The sequence below is a fragment of the Acinetobacter sp. YH12023 genome, from assembly GCF_013420135.1.
Taxonomy (GTDB): Bacteria; Pseudomonadota; Gammaproteobacteria; order Pseudomonadales; family Moraxellaceae; genus Acinetobacter; species Acinetobacter amyesii.
Genome location: NZ_VOYU01000010.1, coordinates 65,422 through 86,394, shown reverse-complemented (window position 1 = coordinate 86,394; position 20,973 = coordinate 65,422). Strand labels below are relative to the sequence as shown.

Here is a 20,973-nt window from a genome sequence, read left to right as displayed (position 1 = left end):
TTATTAAAAGCTCTAGACATTATGTCGCGGTCTATTCGCTTTGTGCAACGTGAAATGCAGTCAAATTGTATAATTTAATCAAGCATTTCACGTTGAAATTCATTCGCCTGTAACATTTTGCCAGCACGTGTACAGTGGCAAATGCATTGGATAAAGCGCCAAGCATCGCGTGGAAGTTTGGCTTCACCTTTAAAATAAGCCTGTAATTGTGCATAGACATTATCTTTAAAGCTGCTGCCATCTCCTCCTTCACCAGTGAGGTTATCGAGTGATACACGAAACTTACGTCCAAAGGCTTTGGCAAATAACCATTCGATCGCTTGGGGCTTAATTTCTACCTGTTCAAAGAGGGCTTGTTGCTCTTTGCTGCGACCATCTGGTGCATACCAATAGCCTAAATCGGGAAGTAAACGGCGTTGCTCGCCAGCAATAGTCCAATGGCTAATTTCATGCAAAGCGCTATTGAAATAACCATGAGCAAATTGAATACGGGCAGGGCCGTTTGAATCAGCAGGAAAGTACTCGGGCTCACAGTCACCTTTCACTAAGCTCACATTCAGGTGGGAAAACCAATGATTAAAGTGTAAGATGAGCCATTCGACGTGTTCTGTTTCTGTGGAAAGTTTCTCCCAAGCCGAGAGTTGCACTTGGTCGGTTGAAATGTCAGAATCAAGCGTTGAAATTGTGCTCATAAGTGATGAAACATTCACTTCTGTTTGCGGCTGCAACAGATGCATAACTTAAGTTACCCAAATGGTCTGTCTAAATAAGTACAAAATTGTATCTTAATCTTTGACAGAGTACTGATGAATTTGTAGAATTGCCGCCTTAATTATGTCAGCAAATACCTTTCCGGCACAGATTGAGCCGTTTAAATGGGCTGAACAGGGCTTTAAATGGTCAGGAACACTGCCATTATCTCGCTTTGTTCGTATTGCTCGTGAAGCTGTTGGATCAATTGATGATCAATTGATTAACATAGACTGTAAGCTATCAATGGATGCTTATCATCGCATTGTATGGCTAGATGGTCATGTTGAAACAAATGTTCCAATGGAATGCCAGCGTTGTCTGGATACTGTTGAGATCCCACTTGTTTCAAGTTTTCATCTAGCTCTTGTAGATGACGAGTCACTGATAGAGCGCTTGGATGAGGATGCTGATTTCATCGTTTTAGGTGAAAGTGAAGCAACAACCAAAGGTTCATATGATGCGCCTGCGACTGCTGATTTACTCTCATTGATAGAGGATGAATTGTTATTGTTGATGCCTTTGTCACCTAAGCACGACGCTTGTGAACATAAGCATCAACCTGCCGCTGAAGAGCTTGTTGAAGAAAAACGGGACAACCCGTTTGATGTTTTGGCAGGTTTGAAGGGTAAACTTAACTAATTTTTGTGTTATACTCTTGAGTATAAGACAATCGAATTTGTTCTGATCCATTTTTTCGATCTTTGTAAGGAGCCATCATGGCCGTTCAGCAAAACCGTAAAAGTCGCTCTCGCCGTGACATGCGCCGTTCACATGACGCTTTAACCGAGAATGCATTAACTGTAGACCAAGCTACTGGCGAGACTCACCGTCGTCACCACGTATCTAAAGATGGTATCTACCGTGGTCGTCAATTATTCGCTAAAGCATCTGCTGAATAATTGGTGATGTATTAAGCGTCAAGCTTAGTAGAAAAAATGGGAGCGTTAAGCTCCCTTTTTTTGTACCGATTTTTTGTTGCATTTGGCAATTACCAAGACAAAAATTAAGTGTTAAATTTCCGTCCCTGAAACAAGCTTACATGGGATTGTGTTGAATAAATGTCCAAATAGCATAAATTCACCAGTCTTGATAAAGGATTTTTTTATGTCTGCTAAACAACTCGAGCAAGCAGCTCAAGCTACTAAAACTGCATTCGTGTTCCCGGGTCAAGGGTCACAGAAAGTCGGCATGCTCGCTGAACTTGCAGAACAGTTTAGTAGTGTGCAAGCAACATTTGCAGAAGCATCAGAAGCAGTTGGTTTTGATCTTTGGCAAATTGCTCAAAGTGGTGAAGGGTTAAACCAAACAGAATTTACTCAACCTGTACTACTGACTGCCAGTATTGCTTTATGGCGTGTGTGGTTAGAGTTAGGTGGTGTTGCACCGAAATACCTTGCAGGTCACTCTTTAGGTGAATACAGCGCCTTGGTTGCTGCGGGAGCGATGAGCCTAGGTGATGCCGTTAAACTGGTGAACCTACGTGGTCAGTTAATGCAAAGTGCTGTACCTGAAGGTCAAGGTGCAATGGCGGCAATTTTGGGTCTAGATGATGCCAAAGTCATTGAACTTTGTGCTCAAGCAGAAGGCCCAGGTTCAGTAGATGCTGCAAACTACAATGCACAAGGTCAAGTTGTCATTGCGGGCGATAAAGCCATGGTTGAAGCGGTTATGGTTGCTGCTAAAGAAAATGGCGGTAAGGCAATCGCACTTCCGGTTTCTGTGCCATCGCATTGTGCATTGATGAAACCTGCTGCTGAACAGTTTGCGACAGCATTGGAACAAACTGCCATTGAGCTGCCTACTATACCTGTAATACAAAATGTAGGCGCTGAAATCGCGACTGATGTAGCGCAATTACGTCAGGCGTTAACTGCACAGTTATACCAATCTGTACAGTGGACAAAGACCATGCAGTATTTGCAAGACCAAGGTATTCAGTACATTGCTGAATGTGGTCCGGGTAATGTCCTTGCGAATCTCGCAAAACGTTTGCCAAATATTGAAAAAGCATTCCCACTCGACACGAAAGGTCGTATGGAAGATGCACTGAATGCCATTTTAGTGGCAGAAGGGAAAATTGCATGACACAAGAACGCAAAGTTGCTTTAGTAACAGGTGCGAGCCGAGGGATTGGAGCAGCAATTGCTCAGCAATTGATTCAAGACGGTTATTTTGTTGTAGGTACTGCAACTTCAGAAGCGGGTGCGGAAAAATTATCTGCTGCTTTTGCTGAAAATGGTGCGGGTAAAGTTCTAGATGTACGTGATGCAACTGCAATTGATGCATTGGTATCAGACATTGAGCAAAACTTTGGTTCTGTATTGGTTTTGGTGAACAATGCTGGTATTACCAAAGATAATTTGTTACTTCGTATGTCAGAAGATGATTGGGATGACATTCTCAACATTCATTTGAAAGCCGTTTATCGACTTTCTAAACGTGTTTTAAAGGGTATGACCAAAGCACGTTTTGGCCGAATTATTAATATTAGTTCTGTGGTTGCACATTTTGCTAACCCAGGACAAGCAAACTATTCTGCTGCAAAAGCAGGGATTGAGGCCTTTGGTCGCAGCCTTGCAAAAGAGATGGGAAGCCGCCAAATCACTGTAAATGCAGTGGCTCCGGGCTTTATTGCAACAGAAATGACAGAACAGTTAAGCGAAGAAATTCGTAAAAAGATGAGTGATCAAGTGGCTTTAAACCGTTTAGGTGAGCCGCAAGATATCGCAAATGCCGTAAGTTTTCTTGCTTCTGAAAAGGCAAGTTACATTACCGGAACTGTATTACATGTAAATGGTGGTTTATACATGAGCTAAGCGCTCAAGTATAAACTTTCAAAACGATTTAGATTCAATTAAACTAACGGCATTAAAAACGCCACAAGCAATGAGGAGAATTCCTGTGAGCGATATCGAACAACGCGTAAAACAAGCAGTAGCTGAACAACTTGGTCTTAAAGCAGACGAGATCAAAAACGAAGCTTCTTTCATGGATGACTTAGGTGCAGACTCTCTAGACCTAGTTGAATTAGTTATGTCTTTCGAAAACGATTTCGACATCACTATTCCTGATGAAGATTCAAACGAAATCACTACTGTACAATCTGCAATTGACTACGTTTCTAAGAAACTAGGTTAATTTTAGATTTCAGCGATGCTGATTTAAAAAGCCACCATTCGGTGGCTTTTTTTATGCCGAATATTTTGTTTTTACATTAGCTTACGTTTCTGTCACCAACAACAACTCAAAAGCGGTTATTTTTTAGCTATAAGAATAGAGTTTGAACAATAGTTAAATGATTTAAAACAGTAAAAACAACGGAGAAAAATATGGGTCTTTTTGATTTTGTAAAAGGTATTGGTAAAAAAAATACAGCGCCTGCGGAACCTCAAGCAGCGCCAGCAACACCTTCTGAACCATCTGCACAAGAAATTGCCAATAAGTTATTGGGTCATATCAAAGCACTGGGCTTGCCTGTAACTGGTTTGTCTGTGAGTTATAACGGTACTTCAGATCTAGCAACAGTGAAAGGTCAGGTACAAAGCCAAGCAGATCGTGAAAAGATTATCCTAGCAGTAGGGAATATTGATCATGTGGCACAAGTAGATGATCAGTTAACTGTGACGAGTCCTGAGCCTGAAAGTAAGTTCTATACTGTTAAGTCGGGAGATAACCTGTCTAAAATCTCTAAAGAATTTTATGGTGATGCAAATCAATACAATAAAATTTTTGAAGCAAACCGTCCTTTGTTAAAAAATGCCGATGACATTTTCCCAGGGCAAGTGCTGCGTATTCCTGCCTAATATTAAGCAGGGTGGGGCTGTTATTCAGTGCTCATCTTAGATATGAGCAATGTAAAAACGAACAATATAAAAAAGGCGCTTTATGCGCCTTTTTTATATATACACCATATTAATTTTTATGTTTGGAAAACTTATAGCCCTGATCGCAGAATGCAGCAATTGCCACCAAAATGCCAGAGATGCCCAAAATAATAATAACACTGGTTGTTGAGTGTGTTGGCGATGCAGCTACCATGGAAAGTGCACCTAAAGGGGCTAAACCGCCAGCGATGGCTGTTCCAATTTCACGACCTGAACTTACACCAGTAGAGCGGTTTTCGACAGCAAATTGACGACTGAGGAACGATCCTTGTGGTGCGAACATCATTGGTGCTAAAAGACCTGTACCAATTGCAATCGCAATATAGATAGAAGTGCTGTCACCCGTTTCTAAAAGTTTCATAAATGGATAGGCAAAGAGTACAGATAGAAAGCCGCCCATCATCAGCACTTTTTTGCTGTTCCACTTATCGCATAGCCAGCCGAAGAAAGGCACACTGAAAATTGCCACTAAACTGGCAATGGTCACAGATAAAGATGTGACATGCGCGCTTACGCCTTGAAATTGCGTTAAATAGGCTAAGGAGAATGTCTTAAAGATGTAGCTCAAAGCGTTGTAGCCAATGGCTGCAATAAACACCACCATTAAACCTTTCATGTTGGTTTTCATGATGTCTTTGAATGGGTTTTTCACTTTAGCTTTAGTGACATGCGCTTCTTCATAGTCAGGAGTTTCTGGCAGACTCTTCCGAACCCATAAGCCCACAAGGACTAGAACAAAACTAAGGATAAATGGAATACGCCAACCGCCATTCACCAAGAATTCATCGCCATTTAAAGTCAGCAAGAATACGGTTAGAGATGAAAGCAATAAACCTAAATTTAGACCGAGAGCAGGCCAAGCGCCTTGGCTGCCGCGCTTATCTTCAGAGGCATGTTCATAAGATGTAATGGCAGCGCCTGCAAACTCCGCACCCGCACCAAGACCTTGAATAATACGGAAGAATACCAGTAATACCGCAGCCCAAATACCAATGGATTCATAAGTCGGAATGAATCCAATTGCAGTGGTGCATAGCCCCATTAATAAAAAGGTGACAAATAGCATTTTCTTACGGCCATATTTATCGCCAAAATAGCCAAAGAATAAACCACCAATAGGGCGGGCAATAAAGCCGATTGCAAAAGTTGCAAAAGCTTTTAGGGTTGCGCTGCCCGGATCTGAATTATCGAAAAAAACCTTACTAAATACAATCGAAGCCATGGTTGCATAGAGGTAGAAGTCATACCATTCCAGCATGGAGCCAACGATGGTTGCAGTGGCTACCTTCTTTAGCCGCTTCTTTTTTTCGATTTCTGTCTCTTTGATGTTGCTCATTTAATATTCCTTTAAGTGAGTGTCCTGATGAATTAGTGGTGCGTCATAATTTCCCGAACAATATATTCGGCAATCGCAAGGGATGAGGTTGCCCCTGGAGATGGTGCATTTCGGATATGGGTAATATTGCCTTGCTTACGAATGACGAAATCATCTACTAGCGAGCCATCAGATTCCATGGCTTGCGCGCGGATGCCGCGTGTTGCAGGCTCAACTGATACATCGGCAAGTGAGGGTACGTATTTGGCTGCTTCAGAAACGAAGTTAGTCTGGCTCAGTACGGTTCTAAGTTCACGCATAGCTGCAGACATATTTTTCGATGAGAATTTCCAAAAACCCTTGTACGTTAGAAAGTCGTAAATATCTGAAAGATTGAATTTATTGCCTGTATAATTTTCACGGCCGAAAGAAATAAATGCATTTGGCCCAATGGTCATTTGACCGTCAATGCGTTTGGTGAAGTGCACACCTAAAAATGGATATTTAGGATCAGGCACTGGGTAGATTAGGCCTTTGACATGGCTTTTAAATTGCTCATCAATGACATAGTACTGTCCAAAGAAAGGCACAATTTTGGGAGTTTCAATATCACCAGAGTTTGCTGCTAAACGATCTGACTGTAAGCCTGCACAAGTCACAACATAGTCAAATGCTTCTGAATAATGGTCGCCGCCTTCAAAGTGAACGGTGATTTTGTTGTGCTGCTCGGTTAAGTTCACTACCTTGCGACCAAGGACTAATGTGCCATTTTTTTGTTTAATTTCTTGCGCAATATGACGTGCAATTTCGCCATAGCTCACAATGGCTGTACGTGGAGAATACAACGCTTTAGTGCCAATACAGTTTGGCTCTACATCTTGTATTTCGTTGCCTGTTAAAATGCGGACATCAGGCACTTTATTGGCAATCGATTTTTGATAGATGGCATCTAAACGGCTTTCTTCTTCTTTTGAAAGTGCAACAACTACTTTGCCGCACTCATCATAAGGAATATTGTTTTCTGTGCAATATTGCTGAACCAATTCCGCACCGCGTCGGCACAAACGCGCTTTTAAGCCGCCTGGCTCATAGTAAAGACCCGCATGGACAACGCCTGAGTTGTGGCTAGATTGGTGCATTGCAACTTCTGTTTCTTTTTCAAAGACTGTTACATTGGCATCAGGGAAATCGAGAAGGAGTTGTCGGGCAACAGCTAATCCATTGATTCCCCCTCCGATGATGGCATAATGTTTGTTAGTCATATTTATTCCCTTGTAAAACAGCATGAAATTGATTCAAAAACCTAAAACATTGACGGAAGAAGCATTTGAAATATTGCAGGACGCAATTATTAATAATCATTTGCAATTCAATGTTTTATATTCTGCAACCGAATTGGGTCAGATGCTGGGCGGCATTTCACGCACACCCGTTCGCGAAGCTGCTCAAATGCTGGAAAAGATTGGAATTGTAAAAATTGAAAAGAACAAAGGCATTCGCATTATTCCCACTTCATTTCCTACCATGATTGAGTCTTTCCAAATTCGCCTCATGCTGGAAGTTCCGCTAATTCATCGTGCAGCAGAGGTTCGAACAGAGGCTGATATTGAGCGCTTGAATACTTTGTTTGAAGAATTCAAGCTACAGGCTTCATCAGAAAACATCACAGGAACTTTAAAAGCGGACCGCGACTATCATTTGGCATTGCTGCAAATTGTGGGTAATCAAAAGGCAATTGACGTTATCAGTAATACGCGAAATCAGGTTTTGATTGCAGGTTCTGCAACTATTCCATCTTCAAGAAACTGCATGCAGACTTTTGAAGATCACTTGGAACTACATAGTGCGGTAGTTGCAGGTGATGCGCAAAAGGCTGCAGATTGCATGCGCACACATATCATCAATACAGCGACATTATTGATTAACCAAGAATCAGCTAAGCGGGACAGTAGTTGGTCTGACTACAGTACAAGTGAGTATCTGAATTGGTTATAAAATAGATACTAGCATGTTGCATGCAACAGGTAAATTGAAAAGATATTTGTCTTTACTTGAGATGGCTTAGACTTTAGTCTAAGTTTTCAAAAGCTTATGCTACAAAAAAAATTATTTAAGCGTAAGACATTGAAATAATGAAGATTTAATTATTTTAATTAATTTGCTTATTTGATGTCTATGAATTCAAAAAAACCTCCATTTGGAGGTTTTTTTGAATATGAAATATTAGAAGCTTGGCTTTACTACAACTAAAATAACAACCGCAAATAAAATCAAAGTGGGCATTTCATTAAAATAACGCCAGAATTTATGCGACTTATAATGTGCATTTTCGATAAGCTTTTTACGGTAATAACCACAAACAAAATGATAAATCACCAATAGTCCAACCAATCCCACTTTTAAGTAGAACCAAAGCGCTTCATGGTAGTGTCGTGTTGCATCACCCCAATCGACGAGGAAGTGCGCAGTGATCAATGTAGCAATCATAGCGGGCCACATAATGCCGCGGTATAGCTTACGTTCCATGATTTGAAAGCGCTGATGACTCGTAGCATCATCACTCATAGCGTGGTAGACATAAAGGCGAGGGAGATAGAATAGCGCTGCGAACCAGCAAACAACTGCGATGATATGTAATGCTTTGACCCAGAGGAAAGCATCTGATGGAGCATCCATATATTGACCCTTAAAAGGGCGGTGGGTGTGTGCTTTGGCAGCGAAGCGCCAAAGCAGCAAACTTTATATTAAGCTTCCCATTTTTTGAAAACGAGGCAAGCGTTTACACCGCCAAAACCAAAACTGTTACTCATCACAGTATTCAATTTTGCATCACGTTTTTCAAGTACGATATCAAAAGGTTTTGCACCTTCGTCAAGTTCAGTCACGTTGATATTTGGTGCAATAAAGTCATTTTGCATCATCAAAATAGAATAAATCGCTTCTTGTACACCTGCAGCACCCAGGCTGTGACCGGTCATCGATTTGGTCGAGCTGAGCGGAGGAACTTGTCCTTCACCGAAAGCACGCTCCATCGCTTTAAGTTCAGTGACATCGCCTGCCGGAGTAGATGTACCGTGTGTATTAACATAGTCGATGGTATCTACACCATGTTGTTTAGCTTCTTCTAAAGCCATAAGGATACAACGCGTCGCACCTTCGCCCGATGGTGCAACCATGTCAGCGCCGTCAGAATTTGCTGCATAGCCGACAACTTCAGCCAAAATGTTTGCACCACGTGCTTGAGCATGTTCAAGTGACTCTAGTACAACGAAGCCACCGCCGCCAGCGATCACGAAACCGTCACGGTCAGCAGAGTAAGGGCGGGAAGCAGTTTCAGGAGTGTCATTGTATTTTGAACAAAGTGCGCCCATTGCATCAAATAAAAGACTTTGTGACCAATGGTCTTCTTCACCACCACCGGCAAGCATTAAGTCTTGTTTGCCTAATTGAATCAGGTTGTATGCATAACCAATGGCATCTGCAGATGTTGCACAAGCGCTAGTAATCGTATGTGCAATACCTTGCATTTTAAATGCAACACCCACGTTTGCGGTAATGGTGTTGGTCATGTTACGTGGTACAAAGAATGGACCAACTTTACGTGCACCTTTGGTGTCTAGAAGTTCTTTCATTTCAACAACAGATGCAGTTGAACCACCACCTGAACCACCCGCAATACCGTAACGTGGATTACCACCGATTTGTTCTGCTGTTAAGCCTGCATTTTCTACCGCAGCCAAAGCTGAGTTGTATGCATACATTGCGCATACACCCATAAAGCGTTTTAAGCGGCGGTCAATACCGTCAAAGTTTTGTTCTGCAGCCGCACTGACATGACTTTTAAAATTAAGTTCAGCATAACTTGGGTTGAAACGTGTTCCAGAAATCCCGTTTTGCAAAGAATGAGTGACATCTTCTAATGTATTACCAATGCATGAGTTGATGCCCATACCAGTGATTACAACACGTTTCATCTACAGATCCTTTATAGGTAGTGTGTGAGCAAGCTATTAAAAGTATACGAAGGAAACTTTCTAAATAGCGAACTCATATAATTTGATTGGAATAATGATAGCAGAAAGCTTTTTGAATTCTTATGGCAAATCCTATGCCTATTGTTGACTGAGCTAATTTGCAACTTTACAGCAAAAAACTTAACTTAAAGATACATATTCAAGTTGTGATAAAGTTTGACTACACCTAGTATTTATCAATAATTTCAAGAATAGTTTTAATGAGGTAGGGAATGGTGAAAACGAATAATAAACCAACGGCAGGTCTACTCTCAAACGCCTTTGGAGTGGCTAAAAAGCTCAGTTCTACTGGGGTGTCCATCATTAATCATGTCGCACCAGAATCCGTAACTAAGGTCATTCAACCTCAAAAAAATGGTCAAACCTTGGAGGGTCAGTCAAGGCAAGCGGGCGTATTTGATGTAAAAAAATATGATAATCCTCAGCAAATCTTGCGTGAACACGTTCCAAATGTTTCTAGACAATTATTCGGTCGACATTTTAATACCGTAAATAATGTGGCTAATTTTGTTGCTCCTCAATTTAGTGACAAAATTTCTGATTATTTATTTGATCGACTTAATCATTTTAGTTCGGATATTTCATCTGTAGATGCTGTACTGGATGAAGCTGGGGTACGTGATTTAGAAGAGTTGACACAAGATGTCGATCGTTCGCGTCGCATTAGTCAGGCCTTGGGCGAGCAAAATAAATGGATTGCTTCGATTCAAGGGGCTTTAACAGGTGCGACAGGTGTCATTGGTTCAAGTATTGATATCCCTGCTTCACTGATTATGACTCTGCGAGTGATTTATCAAGTTGGACGTTCTTATGGTTTCGACTTAAGCAAAGAAAGTGACCAAGATATTGTTCAGTTTATTTTTAAACAGGTCGACTTGAGTTTAATTGCAGAAAAACAAACTTTGCTTATGGCAATAAAAGCTCTGAGTAGTACGCTACAAAATAGTGATTTGCATCAGTTACAGCAATTGGTGGGTTCAGATACTGATGCAGCAGTATTGAAAAAATATGTACTAGATGAAAATGGTCAGTTTAAGTGGGCATGGCTCAATCAAATGCCAAAAGTTTCATTGTTAAATCAGCTATCACGATTATCTCCTGTGGCGAGTGTTGGTGTAAGTGTGGTGTATAGTCGCCGTTTGGTGGATGAAGTGAATCAGAAGGCACAGCAAGTCTTTTCTAATGCGCGCCAATATATTTTGCAGCATCAAGATATTAGCTTGTCTCCTTTACATGCCTATGAGCGTTCTCTTGAGTTGCTTGCTCAAGCAACACCTAAATTACTAGAAGGCATTAAGGCAAAAGATATTGATTTGGCTGAGCCTGTACTAGATCAGACCATAGATGTTGCAGGTCATGAGAGTATTCGCGCAGTAAAAGTCACCAAAAAAACACAACTTAAAACCGCTAATGCAGCCGAAGTGGAGGTAGAGCAGGAACAAAAAGTCTCAGAAGGTTTGGAGGCACTTGCGGAAAAAGTTGTTGAGCCTCATTCACCCGTGGCTGCGCAAAAACCTGCTTTAGCTGAAAAAGATGAGTTTGATGTGTTGGAATCTGTACAGCAGGAAGATGTCCCAGTGGAAAAAGCTGCACCCAAAACTAAGCCGCGTAAAGCCAAAACAGCAGCCGTAGATAAAGTTACAAAAAAATCAGCAGATTCTTCTGAAAAATAAACTATTTATTTGTGGGTGAAAAATTGCGCAAATCATGATGAATAAATGTTTTCGATGATCGTATATTGTTGACCAATTTTAAGTCTTCGCTTACAATTGCATGCCCTCAAAAAGTAGTATTTTTTGGGGCTTTTTATTAACGGGAGAATTGCCAAATGGCAACAACAAATCAGTTGATCCGTAAGGGTCGTACAACTTTAGTTGAAAAATCTAAAGTTCCTGCGTTGAAGGCTTGTCCACAACGTCGTGGTGTTTGTACACGTGTTTACACAACTACACCTAAAAAACCTAACTCAGCAATGCGTAAAGTTTGCCGTGTTCGCTTAACTTCAGGTTTTGAAGTTTCTAGCTACATCGGTGGTGAAGGCCATAACCTACAAGAGCACAGTGTTGTTCTTATCCGTGGTGGTCGTGTTAAAGATTTACCAGGTGTACGTTACCATACCGTTCGTGGTTCTTTAGACTGTGCTGGTGTTAAAGATCGTAACCAGTCTCGTTCTAAATACGGTGCTAAACGTCCTAAGAAATAATCTGAAAAGATTAACTTCTTAGTTCGTTAGAACTGCAATCCTTTATCGTCTCGCTTGTCTGATTTCTGCATTTTTTGTGAAAATTCCAAGCGACGTATAGTAAGGCCAGCGAAAGCACATGACACTTTGTGCACCTGCTGGAGTAACCTGAAGTGTCATATTTATTAGGTGTATTAAAATGCCAAGACGTCGCGTAGTTGCTGCCCGTGAAATCCTTCCGGATCCTAAGTTCAGCAGCCAAACAATCGCTAAATTCATGAACCACGTAATGCAAGATGGTAAAAAATCTATTGCTGAAAGTATCGTTTACGGTGCTTTAGACCGCGTTCAAGAAAAATCTAAAGTAGACCCAGTTGAATTTTTCGAGACTACTCTTGAAAAAGTTCGTCCTATGGTCGAAGTAAAAGCACGCCGTGTTGGTGGTGCTACATACCAAGTGCCTATGGAAGTACGCCCATCCCGTCGTACTGCCTTGGCTATGCGTTGGTTAGTAGATGCTGCTGCTAAGCGTTCTGAAAAAACTATGGCTTTACGTCTTGCTGGTGAGTTGCTTGATGCAGCTGAAGGTAAAGGCGCAGCGATCAAAAAACGTGAAGATGTGCATCGTATGGCTGAAGCCAACAAAGCCTTCTCTCATTACCGTTTCTAAGCGGATAAAACAGCCCCTATTCAGGAGGGTGACAAATCAGTTGTCACTGTTTTGTCATCGAATCGCTTTAAGTTGCTATGCAGCTTAAAGCGTCCTGTTTTAAACAACAAAATTTAGGAATGCTAGAAATCATGGCTCGTCAAACCCCAATTTCTCGTTATCGTAACATTGGTATCTCTGCGCACATTGATGCTGGTAAAACTACCACTTCAGAACGTATTTTGTTCTACACAGGTGAGAGTCACAAACTTGGTGAAACTCACGAAGGTTCTGCAACTACAGACTGGATGGAACAAGAGCAAGAACGTGGTATTACTATTACCTCAGCGGCAGTAACATGCTTCTGGAAAGGGATGGGTAACCAATTCGAACAGCACCGTATTAACGTAATTGATACCCCAGGACACGTAGACTTCACTATTGAAGTTGAACGTTCTATGCGTGTTCTTGACGGTGCATGCATGGTTTACTGTGCTGTAGGTGGTGTACAACCTCAGTCTGAAACTGTATGGCGTCAAGCAAATAAATATAAAGTTCCACGTATTGCATTCGTGAACAAAATGGACCGTACTGGTGCGAACTTCTTCCGTGCTGTTGAACAAGTTAAAACACGTCTTGGTGGTAATCCAGTGCCAATCGTTGTTCCAATCGGTGCAGAAGAAAACTTCCAGGGTGTTGTTGACCTAATCGAAATGAAAGCGATTATCTGGGACGAAGCGTCTCAAGGTATGAAGTTTGAATATGGCGAAATCCCTGCTGAATTAGTTGATACTGCTAACGAATGGCGTACTAACATGGTTGAAGCTGCTGCGGAAGCATCAGAAGAACTCATGGACAAGTACCTTGAAGAAGGTGAGTTAACTAAAGAAGAAATCGTTTCAGGTTTACGTGCACGTACATTGTTGAATGAAATTCAACCAATGCTTTGTGGTTCAGCGTTCAAAAACAAAGGTGTTCAACGTATGTTGGATGCTGTAATTGAATTCTTACCTGCGCCGACTGATGTCGAGGCGATTAAAGGTATCCTTGACGACAAAGACGAAACTGAAGGTTCTCGTGAAGCGTCTGATGATGCTCCGTTCTCTGCGCTTGCGTTCAAAATCATGAACGACAAATTTGTAGGTAACTTAACATTCGTACGTGTTTACTCTGGTGTGCTTAAAGCAGGTAGCCCTTGCTATAACCCAGTTAAAATGAAGCGCGAACGTGTTGGCCGTATCGTACAGATGCACGCAAATGACCGTCACGATATTGAAGAAATTCGTGCGGGTGATATCGCAGCATGTGTAGGTCTTAAAGATACTACTACTGGTGATACATTATGTGATGAAAATAATGTAATTACACTAGAGCGTATGGAATTCCCAGAGCCAGTAATTGCGCTTGCGGTTGAGCCTAAAACTAAAGCAGACCAAGAAAAAATGTCAGTTGCTTTAGGTCGTTTGGCGAAAGAAGACCCTTCATTCCGCGTACGTACTGACGAAGAATCTGGTCAAACAATTATTGCTGGTATGGGTGAGCTTCACCTTGACATTATTGTTGACCGTATGAAGCGTGAATTCAACGTTGAAGCGAACATTGGTAAACCAATGGTTGCGTATCGTGAAACTATTAAAAAGTCAGTTGAACAAGAAGGTAAGTTCGTACGTCAAACTGGTGGTAAAGGTAAGTTTGGTCACGTATACGTACGTTTAGAACCACTTGCTGAAGATGCTGGTAAAGACTACGAGTTCGCTGAAGAAGTTGTTGGTGGTGTAGTACCTAAAGAATTCTTCGGTGCGGTTGACAAAGGTATCCAAGAACGTATGAAGAATGGTGTCCTAGCTGGTTATCCAGTTGTTGGCATCAAAGCGACATTGTTCGATGGTTCTTACCATGACGTCGACTCTGACGAATTATCGTTCAAAATGGCTGGTTCTTACGCATTCCGTGACGGTTTCATGAAAGCAGATCCTGTTCTTCTTGAGCCTATCATGAAAGTTGAAGTAGAAACTCCAGAAGACTACATGGGCGATATCATGGGTGACTTAAACCGTCGTCGTGGTCTTGTTCAAGGTATGGACGATTTACCTGGTGGTACTAAAGCTATCCGTGCAGAAGTTCCACTTTCTGAGATGTTTGGTTACGCAACACATATGCGTTCTATGTCTCAAGGTCGTGCGACTTATTCTATGGAATTCGCTAAATACGCTGAAACACCACGTAACGTGGCCGAAGGCATCATCGCTAAGTTCCAATCTGGCGGTAAAAAAGGTGACGACGAGTAATCTTTCGATTACTATAAGCCCAAACTAATTCATAGTTAAAAACCAAATGCTCATGCAGTATCCCTGCATGAGTAGTTTAAAAAGGAAGATCTCATGGCTAAGGCTAAGTTCGAACGTAATAAGCCACACGTTAACGTGGGTACAATTGGTCACGTCGACCACGGTAAAACTACTTTAACAGCTGCAATTGCAACTGTATGTGCGAAAAAATTCGGTGGTGAAGCGAAAGATTACGCTGCAATCGACTCTGCACCAGAAGAAAAAGCACGTGGTATTACAATTAATACTTCACACGTAGAATACGATTCTCCAATCCGTCACTACGCTCACGTAGACTGTCCAGGTCACGCCGATTATGTTAAAAACATGATCACTGGTGCGGCTCAGATGGACGGTGCGATCCTGGTTTGTTCAGCGACTGATGGTCCTATGCCACAAACTCGTGAACACATCCTGCTTTCTCGTCAGGTAGGTGTACCTTACATCGTTGTGTTCTTGAACAAATGTGACATCGTTGATGATGAAGAGCTAATTGAACTAGTAGAAATGGAAGTTCGTGAACTTCTTTCTACTTATGACTTCCCAGGCGACGACACTCCAGTAATCCGTGGTTCTGCTCTTGCAGCGCTTAATGGTGAAGCTGGTCAATACGGCGAAGATGCTGTAGTTGCTCTTGTTGAAGCTCTTGACTCTTACATCCCAGAACCAGAACGTGCTATCGACCAAGCATTCCTTATGCCAATCGAAGACGTATTCTCAATTTCAGGTCGTGGTACAGTAGTAACTGGCCGTGTTGAAACTGGTATCGTGAAAGTAGGCGAAGAAGTTGAAATCGTTGGTATTAAAGATACAGTTAAAACAACTGTAACTGGCGTAGAAATGTTCCGTAAACTTCTTGATGAAGGTCGTGCGGGCGAGAACTGTGGTGTTCTTCTACGTGGTACTAAACGTGAAGACGTTCAACGTGGTCAAGTACTTGCTAAACCAGGTACAATCAAACCGCATACTAAATTCGACGCAGAAGTATACGTACTTTCTAAAGACGAAGGTGGCCGTCATACTCCATTCCTTAACGGTTACCGTCCACAGTTCTACTTCCGTACAACTGACGTAACTGGTGCGATCTCGCTTAAAGAAGGCGTTGAAATGGTTATGCCTGGTGACAACGTAGAAATGTCAGTAGAATTAATCCACCCAATCGCAATGGACGCTGGCTTACGCTTTGCGATCCGTGAAGGTGGTCGTACAGTTGGTGCGGGTGTAGTTTCTAAAGTAACTGCATAATCACTAAATGTGTGTAAAAAAGCGCCTCTTTGAGGCGCTTTTTTTTATGCTTATTCAATGTGATAGGGAAATTGTCTGACAATATTTTTTAAAGCTGTCCTTTAGTGATAATTCACTGTCCTTAACTGAAATAATTACGTGTCAATAAAACCGTAATATGAACTCAAGAAAACCAATAAAAGTTTGAGTATTTCATAACTCAAAAAGGAGTTAGGCATGAACGCTAAAGTAAAGATTACTAATCGAGCAGGTGCAAGTTTCCCTGTACGTCGCATGAATTTTGATTTTGATGCGGTACCAGAGTACTGGATGAATGGCTCAGCAGGTTTGACACATTTTATGACCGCATTGTCTGCTTTATTTCCCGCGGGTGAAATGTTCTTTATTGATAGTGTGCGTGCAGTACGTAAACACCCCGCGATCGCAAATAATGAAGCCCTACAAAAAGAAATTAGTGCTTTCATTGGTCAAGAAGCAATGCATACGCAAGAGCATGAGGGTTTTAATGCTTCTGCACAAAAATACGGTCATGATGTCGAAACACTTGATAAGGCAACGGGTCGTGTTATCCAAGGTGTGCGCAAAGTCTTTGCACGTATTGGTAAACCTGTTGGTATTACTCAAGAAATGGTGGATCTTACTGCAACTACGGCACTTGAGCATTTCACTGCAACGATTGCTTCACAGTTATTGGTAAACCCACATATTCAAGCCTTAATGACTGATGAAACCATGAAAAATATGTGGTTATGGCATGCGATTGAAGAAAATGAGCATAAAGCCGTAGCTTATGATGTATTTGAAGGTGTCTTTGGTCAGGGAATAAAGGCCTACGCACTCCGTACAGGTTCATTGATTGGCGCAATGGTGACATTATTCTTCGTACAAAGTTATTTTGTCGCTCGTTTATTAAAAGAAGATAACAAGCTTAATTTTGAAGCATTAAAAGATATTTATACCTATGGTTATAGCCCTTCAAAAGGCATCATCACTGGTATGGGTAAAGAAATGCTGATGTATTTTAAACCAGGTTTTCACCCGAATGATTTAGATACTTCTGGTTTGTTAAAAACGTGGAAAGCATATTTGGGTCTCTAATCACAGCGCTGTGGTGACTTTTTCAGAAGGGCGATGTAAATCGCTCTTTTTTTTATTCAACTTTATAGACAAACTTTTTATAATGCTCATACCCTAGCTATAGAAAGATAAACGAAGATGATTCGTTTGATGCAAGACGCTGATGTCCAGCAGGTTTACGATATCGAGCGCCGCGTACAAAGCCATCCTTGGACCATAAAACAATTTCAAGAATCGATTGCTGCCTATCAAAGTACGGTGATTGAGCGACAAGGAAAAGTTGTAGGTTTTTGCATTTTACAACCCGTTTTAGATGAAGCAAATTTATTGTTAATGGCGATCGATCCGAGCCAGCAAGGCAAAGGATTAGGTTTTCAATTGCTTGATGAATCTATTGCCTTACTCAAAAATAACCCCATTCAAATCTTCTTAGAAGTGCGAGAAGGTAATCAACCAGCGATCCGTTTATATGAAAAAGCGGATTTTCACCAAATCGATTTGCGAAAGAATTATTATCCAAATGCCGATGGAACACGAGAACATGCCATTATTATGGTGAAGGCTTGTATTGATGATTTTGCAGCTTTATTTAAATAAAAGCGGTGAAGCGTAATCAGATTTAAAGAAAGCATTCGTGAATAAACGGATGCTTTTTTATTGAATATCTTTTGTTTGATTACTTTTATTTAATAATAGGATTGTTCCAGCCGGAAGGTAAGGTGGTCATCAGGGAATCCCCCAGTTGGCTAATTTCTTCTTGGGTCAGTGGTCGATTGAGTCGACGCCATTGTCCATCAAGCAGAAGTTCCAGTGGAATGTACTGAGATTTATAATTCATTTTTTGCGAATCGGGTACCCAATAGCCCAAGTAGACATATTGCAGTCCAAGCTTTTGTGCATGCTCAATTTGTTTCAGAATGGCAAAAGTACCTAGTGAGCGACGGCTTTCATCAGGATCAAAAAAGGTATATACCGCTGAAATACCATCATCAAGTGGATCACAGGTAGATACACTGATCAGTTGCTCATCCAACCATAGCTCTAAAAAGAAACTGTCAGTGCAGCTATTAATTAAAAATTTTTCAAATTGATCTTGGCTAGGTGGGTACATATCACCATCAGCATGTCGTTCATTGATGTAGCGTTCATACAAGGCATAATGCATTGCATCGGCATCTTGAGGACGGCAAATTTTCACCGTTAAATCTTGATTCCGTTTCCACGCTTTTTTTTGCACGCTGTTCATTTGAAATTCATGAACAGGAACGCGAGAGGATAGACATTGACGACAAAGATGACATTCAGGGCGGTAGACAAAATCCCCACTACGACGAAAACCCATGCGGGAAAGTTCAGATAACGTGACCACATCAATACGATGGACAGGATCAAGAAAGACCATCCGGGCAGATTTATTTTCTAAGTAGCTACAATCATGCGGAGGCGTGATGTAGTACTGTAATTCGTTCAACAGGGACTTCGGTTGATAGGAATTCATCGTAATATCCCTCTTTTATTGTCATGCGCTGAGACTTGCCCATTGCGCTATTGTTTTACTTGAAAATACACTGTCCTGATACTTTTTCCAATCGATAGAGGGTTGTTTCACAACATCTTGTAACGAATTAAGGTATTGTTGGCGAGAAAGTGTACTCGCACCTAAGCTTAAGAGGTGATCGTTGACCAATTGGCAATCGATCCATGGGAGCTGATTCTCTTGCCCGATGAGCATTAAGGTGTAAAACGCCATTTTAGAGACATCTGTTCGTGTACTGAACATAGACTCACCAAAGCAGCCATGGCCAATATTGACGCCATAGAGGCCTCCGACAACAGTCTCATTTTCCCAAACTTCAATGCTATAAGCATAGCCTGCTTCAAATAGCGCAGAATATCCCTGAATGATATCTTCTGAAATCCATGTTTCATTGGCATAACTACGTGGCAGTGAACATGAGAGAATCACAGTTTCAAACGCACGATTAATGGTGATCTTATAGTCCATTTTTTTCATGCTGCGTAATAACGATTTGCTCGGATGATAGTCCTGCGGTCGAATAATGCAGCGGGGTTCAGGACACCACCAACAAATCGGATCACCTTCACTGAACCATGGGAAAAGACCGTGACTATAGGCTTCAAACAGTGTGGAAGGGGAGAGGTCAGCACCGATGCAAATTAAGCCTTCACCTTCGGGATCGCATTCAACAGGATCGGGGAAAGTAAATTCAGAAGGAGGGAGTATCGGCATGCCAAGCTTCTTATTGAGGTACACGGATATTTATCATACATAAAAAAGCCGACCATCAGGTCGGCTAATTTTTTAAAACTATTTAGCTAAGCAAATGAATGAAGCAAAAGATTATTCGCCGAGTGCATCAAGGTATTTTTCAGCATCGAGTGCAGCCATACAGCCTGAACCTGCAGAAGTAATCGCTTGACGGTAGATACTATCGGCAATATCACCCGCAGCAAATACACCGGGAATAGACGTTTGTGTTGCGTTACCTGCGGTGCCACTTTGAACTTGGATGTAGCCGTCACGTAAGTTTAATTGGCCTTCAAAAATACCGCTGTTTGGTTTGTGACCAATAGCCACAAACATACCAGTGACATCAACATTTTGAGTTGAATCATCTTGCGTAGATTTAATACGTACAGAAGTCACACCCGTCGTATCACCAATCACTTCATCCACTTGGTGATTCCAGATGATGCTGATTTTACCTTCTTTTTCTTTTGCAAAAAGATGATCTTGCAGAATTTTCTCTGATCGTAAAGTGTCGCGACGGTGTACAAGAGTGACATGAGAAGCAATGTTTGAAAGATAAAGCGCTTCTTCCACAGCAGTATTACCGCCCCCGACAACCATTACTTTTTGGTTTTTGTAGAAGAAACCATCACAAGTTGCGCAAGCACTTACACCTTGACCCATAAATGCAGCTTCAGATTCAAGACCTAAGTATTGCGCAGTTGCACCTGTACAAATAATCAATGCATCACAAGTGAACTCTTCCATATCGCCTTTAAGTACGAATGGACGAACATTGAGGTCAACTTCGTTAATATGGTCATACACTATTTCTGTGCCAAAACGTTCAGCATGCGCTTGCATTTGTTCCATTAGGGCAGGGCCTGTTAAACCTTCTGCACCACCTGGCCAGTTGTCTACTTCTGTCGTTGTAGTCAATTGACCGCCTAATTGAATACCTGCGATGAGTGTCGGTTTCAGGTTCGCACGGGCAGCGTATACCGCAGCGCTATAACCTGCAGGACCAGAACCTAAAATAATTAGACGTGAGTGACGAGCGCTCATCCGTAGAATCCTTTTTTTATATGATAATTTGTGGAATTATACGTCAAAGTTTGAAACGATTGTGTGAGATTAAAGTCGATATTATTGATCATCGAAATCGTTTTGAGCTATATAGAATAAAGTTAACAACTATACTTAAATTATCTTGCATCTTTTTTATTGAACAGGTGCATAATAACAGGTTTAGATTC

22 protein-coding genes are annotated in these 20,973 nt (G+C 41.5%); 14 read left to right on the top strand and 8 right to left on the bottom strand.

Annotation, left to right across the window (positions count from 1 at the left end):
• Positions 1-74: 74 nt before the first annotated feature.
• The gene (locus tag FTT92_RS11900; RefSeq protein ID WP_180129891.1) at positions 75-737 is read right to left on the bottom strand and encodes an elongation factor P hydroxylase; all 663 of its coding nucleotides are present in this window, start codon (positions 735-737) and stop codon (positions 75-77) included.
• Positions 738-834: 97 nt separating this feature from the next.
• On the opposite strand from FTT92_RS11900, the gene FTT92_RS11895 reads away from it, so the two are divergent.
• The 6 genes from FTT92_RS11895 (at position 835) to lysM (ending at position 4,556) form a co-directional block, all read left to right on the top strand.
• Positions 835-1,392: a DUF177 domain-containing protein gene (locus FTT92_RS11895; RefSeq protein WP_078194223.1), complete on the top strand. Its 558-nt coding sequence runs from the start codon at positions 835-837 to the stop codon at positions 1,390-1,392.
• Positions 1,393-1,469: 77 nt separating this feature from the next.
• Positions 1,470-1,652: a 50S ribosomal protein L32 gene (rpmF, locus tag FTT92_RS11890; protein WP_004279227.1), complete on the top strand. Its 183-nt coding sequence runs from the start codon at positions 1,470-1,472 to the stop codon at positions 1,650-1,652.
• Between the two features lie 205 nt (positions 1,653-1,857).
• Positions 1,858-2,838 carry an ACP S-malonyltransferase gene (gene fabD / locus FTT92_RS11885; RefSeq protein ID WP_078190056.1) on the top strand — a complete coding sequence of 327 codons (981 nt, stop codon included), beginning with the start codon at positions 1,858-1,860 and terminating at the stop codon, positions 2,836-2,838.
• Positions 2,835-3,569 carry a 3-oxoacyl-ACP reductase FabG gene (gene fabG / locus FTT92_RS11880; RefSeq protein ID WP_078190055.1) on the top strand — a complete coding sequence of 245 codons (735 nt, stop codon included), beginning with the start codon at positions 2,835-2,837 and terminating at the stop codon, positions 3,567-3,569. The genes fabD and fabG overlap by 4 nt, the downstream gene beginning before the upstream one ends.
• An 85-nt stretch (positions 3,570-3,654) precedes the next feature.
• Positions 3,655-3,891 (top strand): acyl carrier protein, encoded by a 237-nt coding sequence (gene acpP, locus FTT92_RS11875; RefSeq protein ID WP_078190054.1) that lies wholly within the window; start codon positions 3,655-3,657, stop codon positions 3,889-3,891.
• Between the two features lie 191 nt (positions 3,892-4,082).
• Entirely contained in the window at positions 4,083-4,556 is a 474-nt protein-coding gene (gene lysM, locus FTT92_RS11870; protein ID WP_078190053.1) for a peptidoglycan-binding protein LysM, read from the top strand.
• 109 nt (positions 4,557-4,665) lie between these two features.
• Here lysM and FTT92_RS11865 read toward each other — a convergent pair whose 3' ends face one another.
• Together FTT92_RS11865 and lhgO are read right to left on the bottom strand one after the other, a co-directional pair.
• Positions 4,666-5,973 carry an MFS transporter gene (locus tag FTT92_RS11865; protein WP_180172207.1) on the bottom strand — a complete coding sequence of 436 codons (1,308 nt, stop codon included), beginning with the start codon at positions 5,971-5,973 and terminating at the stop codon, positions 4,666-4,668.
• Between the two features lie 32 nt (positions 5,974-6,005).
• Positions 6,006-7,214 (bottom strand): L-2-hydroxyglutarate oxidase, encoded by a 1,209-nt coding sequence (lhgO, locus tag FTT92_RS11860; protein ID WP_180172206.1) that lies wholly within the window; start codon positions 7,212-7,214, stop codon positions 6,006-6,008.
• A gap of 22 nt (positions 7,215-7,236) precedes the next feature.
• Here lhgO and FTT92_RS11855 point away from each other — a divergent pair, with 22 nt between their 5' ends.
• Positions 7,237-7,947: a GntR family transcriptional regulator gene (locus tag FTT92_RS11855; RefSeq protein WP_078194219.1), complete on the top strand. Its 711-nt coding sequence runs from the start codon at positions 7,237-7,239 to the stop codon at positions 7,945-7,947.
• A 228-nt stretch (positions 7,948-8,175) separates the two neighbouring features.
• Here FTT92_RS11855 and hemJ read toward each other — a convergent pair whose 3' ends face one another.
• Positions 8,176-8,628, bottom strand: a complete 453-nt coding sequence (hemJ, locus tag FTT92_RS11850) for a protoporphyrinogen oxidase HemJ (protein WP_180022661.1) — start codon at positions 8,626-8,628, stop codon at positions 8,176-8,178.
• A 68-nt stretch (positions 8,629-8,696) separates the two neighbouring features.
• Complete coding sequence (locus FTT92_RS11845) at positions 8,697-9,926, bottom strand: beta-ketoacyl synthase N-terminal-like domain-containing protein (protein WP_111885033.1); 1,230 nt, start codon at positions 9,924-9,926, stop codon at positions 8,697-8,699.
• A gap of 272 nt (positions 9,927-10,198) precedes the next feature.
• Here FTT92_RS11845 and FTT92_RS11840 point away from each other — a divergent pair, with 272 nt between their 5' ends.
• The 7 genes from FTT92_RS11840 to rimI all read left to right on the top strand — a co-directional run bounded on the left by FTT92_RS11840 (position 10,199) and on the right by rimI (position 18,063).
• Positions 10,199-11,659: an EcsC family protein gene (locus tag FTT92_RS11840; RefSeq protein ID WP_180172205.1), complete on the top strand. Its 1,461-nt coding sequence runs from the start codon at positions 10,199-10,201 to the stop codon at positions 11,657-11,659.
• Positions 11,660-11,814: 155 nt separating this feature from the next.
• Positions 11,815-12,189, top strand: a complete 375-nt coding sequence (gene rpsL / locus FTT92_RS11835; RefSeq protein WP_000246374.1) for a 30S ribosomal protein S12 — start codon at positions 11,815-11,817, stop codon at positions 12,187-12,189.
• Positions 12,190-12,367: 178 nt separating this feature from the next.
• Positions 12,368-12,838: a 30S ribosomal protein S7 gene (rpsG, locus tag FTT92_RS11830; RefSeq protein ID WP_005011815.1), complete on the top strand. Its 471-nt coding sequence runs from the start codon at positions 12,368-12,370 to the stop codon at positions 12,836-12,838.
• A 131-nt stretch (positions 12,839-12,969) separates the two neighbouring features.
• A complete protein-coding gene (gene fusA, locus FTT92_RS11825) occupies positions 12,970-15,105 on the top strand; it encodes an elongation factor G (RefSeq protein WP_111885035.1) in 2,136 nt (711 codons plus the stop codon).
• Positions 15,106-15,198: 93 nt separating this feature from the next.
• Positions 15,199-16,389, top strand: a complete 1,191-nt coding sequence (gene tuf / locus FTT92_RS11820; RefSeq protein ID WP_180077405.1) for an elongation factor Tu — start codon at positions 15,199-15,201, stop codon at positions 16,387-16,389.
• A gap of 216 nt (positions 16,390-16,605) precedes the next feature.
• Positions 16,606-17,487, top strand: coding sequence for a metal-dependent hydrolase (locus FTT92_RS11815; RefSeq protein ID WP_078193116.1), 882 nt, complete (start codon positions 16,606-16,608; stop codon positions 17,485-17,487).
• A 117-nt stretch (positions 17,488-17,604) separates the two neighbouring features.
• On the top strand, positions 17,605-18,063 hold the full coding sequence (gene rimI, locus FTT92_RS11810) for a ribosomal protein S18-alanine N-acetyltransferase (RefSeq protein WP_180172204.1): 459 nt from the start codon (positions 17,605-17,607) through the stop codon (positions 18,061-18,063).
• Positions 18,064-18,148: 85 nt separating this feature from the next.
• Here the strand turns inward: rimI and FTT92_RS11805 are convergent, their stop codons facing one another.
• The 3 genes from FTT92_RS11805 to trxB form a co-directional block, all read right to left on the bottom strand.
• On the bottom strand, positions 18,149-18,964 hold the full coding sequence (locus FTT92_RS11805) for an arginyltransferase (protein ID WP_111885276.1): 816 nt from the start codon (positions 18,962-18,964) through the stop codon (positions 18,149-18,151).
• A 21-nt stretch (positions 18,965-18,985) separates the two neighbouring features.
• Entirely contained in the window at positions 18,986-19,717 is a 732-nt protein-coding gene (aat, locus tag FTT92_RS11800) for a leucyl/phenylalanyl-tRNA--protein transferase (protein WP_180010019.1), read from the bottom strand.
• Positions 19,718-19,828: 111 nt separating this feature from the next.
• Positions 19,829-20,782, bottom strand: coding sequence for a thioredoxin-disulfide reductase (gene trxB / locus FTT92_RS11795; protein ID WP_111885274.1), 954 nt, complete (start codon positions 20,780-20,782; stop codon positions 19,829-19,831).
• Positions 20,783-20,973: the final 191 nt, after the last annotated feature.

Coding starts and splice junctions, on each gene's coding strand:
- lhgO (WP_180172206.1), bottom strand. CDS start 7,214: ATGACTAACAAACATTATGCCATCATCGGAGGGGGAATCAATGGATTA.
- FTT92_RS11855 (WP_078194219.1), top strand. CDS start 7,237: ATGAAATTGATTCAAAAACCTAAAACATTGACGGAAGAAGCATTTGAA.
- rpsL (WP_000246374.1), top strand. CDS start 11,815: ATGGCAACAACAAATCAGTTGATCCGTAAGGGTCGTACAACTTTAGTT.
- FTT92_RS11840 (WP_180172205.1), top strand. CDS start 10,199: ATGGTGAAAACGAATAATAAACCAACGGCAGGTCTACTCTCAAACGCC.
- rpsG (WP_005011815.1), top strand. CDS start 12,368: ATGCCAAGACGTCGCGTAGTTGCTGCCCGTGAAATCCTTCCGGATCCT.
- rimI (WP_180172204.1), top strand. CDS start 17,605: ATGATTCGTTTGATGCAAGACGCTGATGTCCAGCAGGTTTACGATATC.
- trxB (WP_111885274.1), bottom strand. CDS start 20,782: ATGAGCGCTCGTCACTCACGTCTAATTATTTTAGGTTCTGGTCCTGCA.
- fabG (WP_078190055.1), top strand. CDS start 2,835: ATGACACAAGAACGCAAAGTTGCTTTAGTAACAGGTGCGAGCCGAGGG.
- aat (WP_180010019.1), bottom strand. CDS start 19,717: ATGCCGATACTCCCTCCTTCTGAATTTACTTTCCCCGATCCTGTTGAA.
- rpmF (WP_004279227.1), top strand. CDS start 1,470: ATGGCCGTTCAGCAAAACCGTAAAAGTCGCTCTCGCCGTGACATGCGC.
- FTT92_RS11805 (WP_111885276.1), bottom strand. CDS start 18,964: ATGAATTCCTATCAACCGAAGTCCCTGTTGAACGAATTACAGTACTAC.
- FTT92_RS11815 (WP_078193116.1), top strand. CDS start 16,606: ATGAACGCTAAAGTAAAGATTACTAATCGAGCAGGTGCAAGTTTCCCT.
- hemJ (WP_180022661.1), bottom strand. CDS start 8,628: ATGGATGCTCCATCAGATGCTTTCCTCTGGGTCAAAGCATTACATATC.
- FTT92_RS11865 (WP_180172207.1), bottom strand. CDS start 5,973: ATGAGCAACATCAAAGAGACAGAAATCGAAAAAAAGAAGCGGCTAAAG.
- fabD (WP_078190056.1), top strand. CDS start 1,858: ATGTCTGCTAAACAACTCGAGCAAGCAGCTCAAGCTACTAAAACTGCA.
- tuf (WP_180077405.1), top strand. CDS start 15,199: ATGGCTAAGGCTAAGTTCGAACGTAATAAGCCACACGTTAACGTGGGT.
- lysM (WP_078190053.1), top strand. CDS start 4,083: ATGGGTCTTTTTGATTTTGTAAAAGGTATTGGTAAAAAAAATACAGCG.
- FTT92_RS11900 (WP_180129891.1), bottom strand. CDS start 737: ATGCATCTGTTGCAGCCGCAAACAGAAGTGAATGTTTCATCACTTATG.
- fusA (WP_111885035.1), top strand. CDS start 12,970: ATGGCTCGTCAAACCCCAATTTCTCGTTATCGTAACATTGGTATCTCT.
- FTT92_RS11895 (WP_078194223.1), top strand. CDS start 835: ATGTCAGCAAATACCTTTCCGGCACAGATTGAGCCGTTTAAATGGGCT.
- FTT92_RS11845 (WP_111885033.1), bottom strand. CDS start 9,926: ATGAAACGTGTTGTAATCACTGGTATGGGCATCAACTCATGCATTGGT.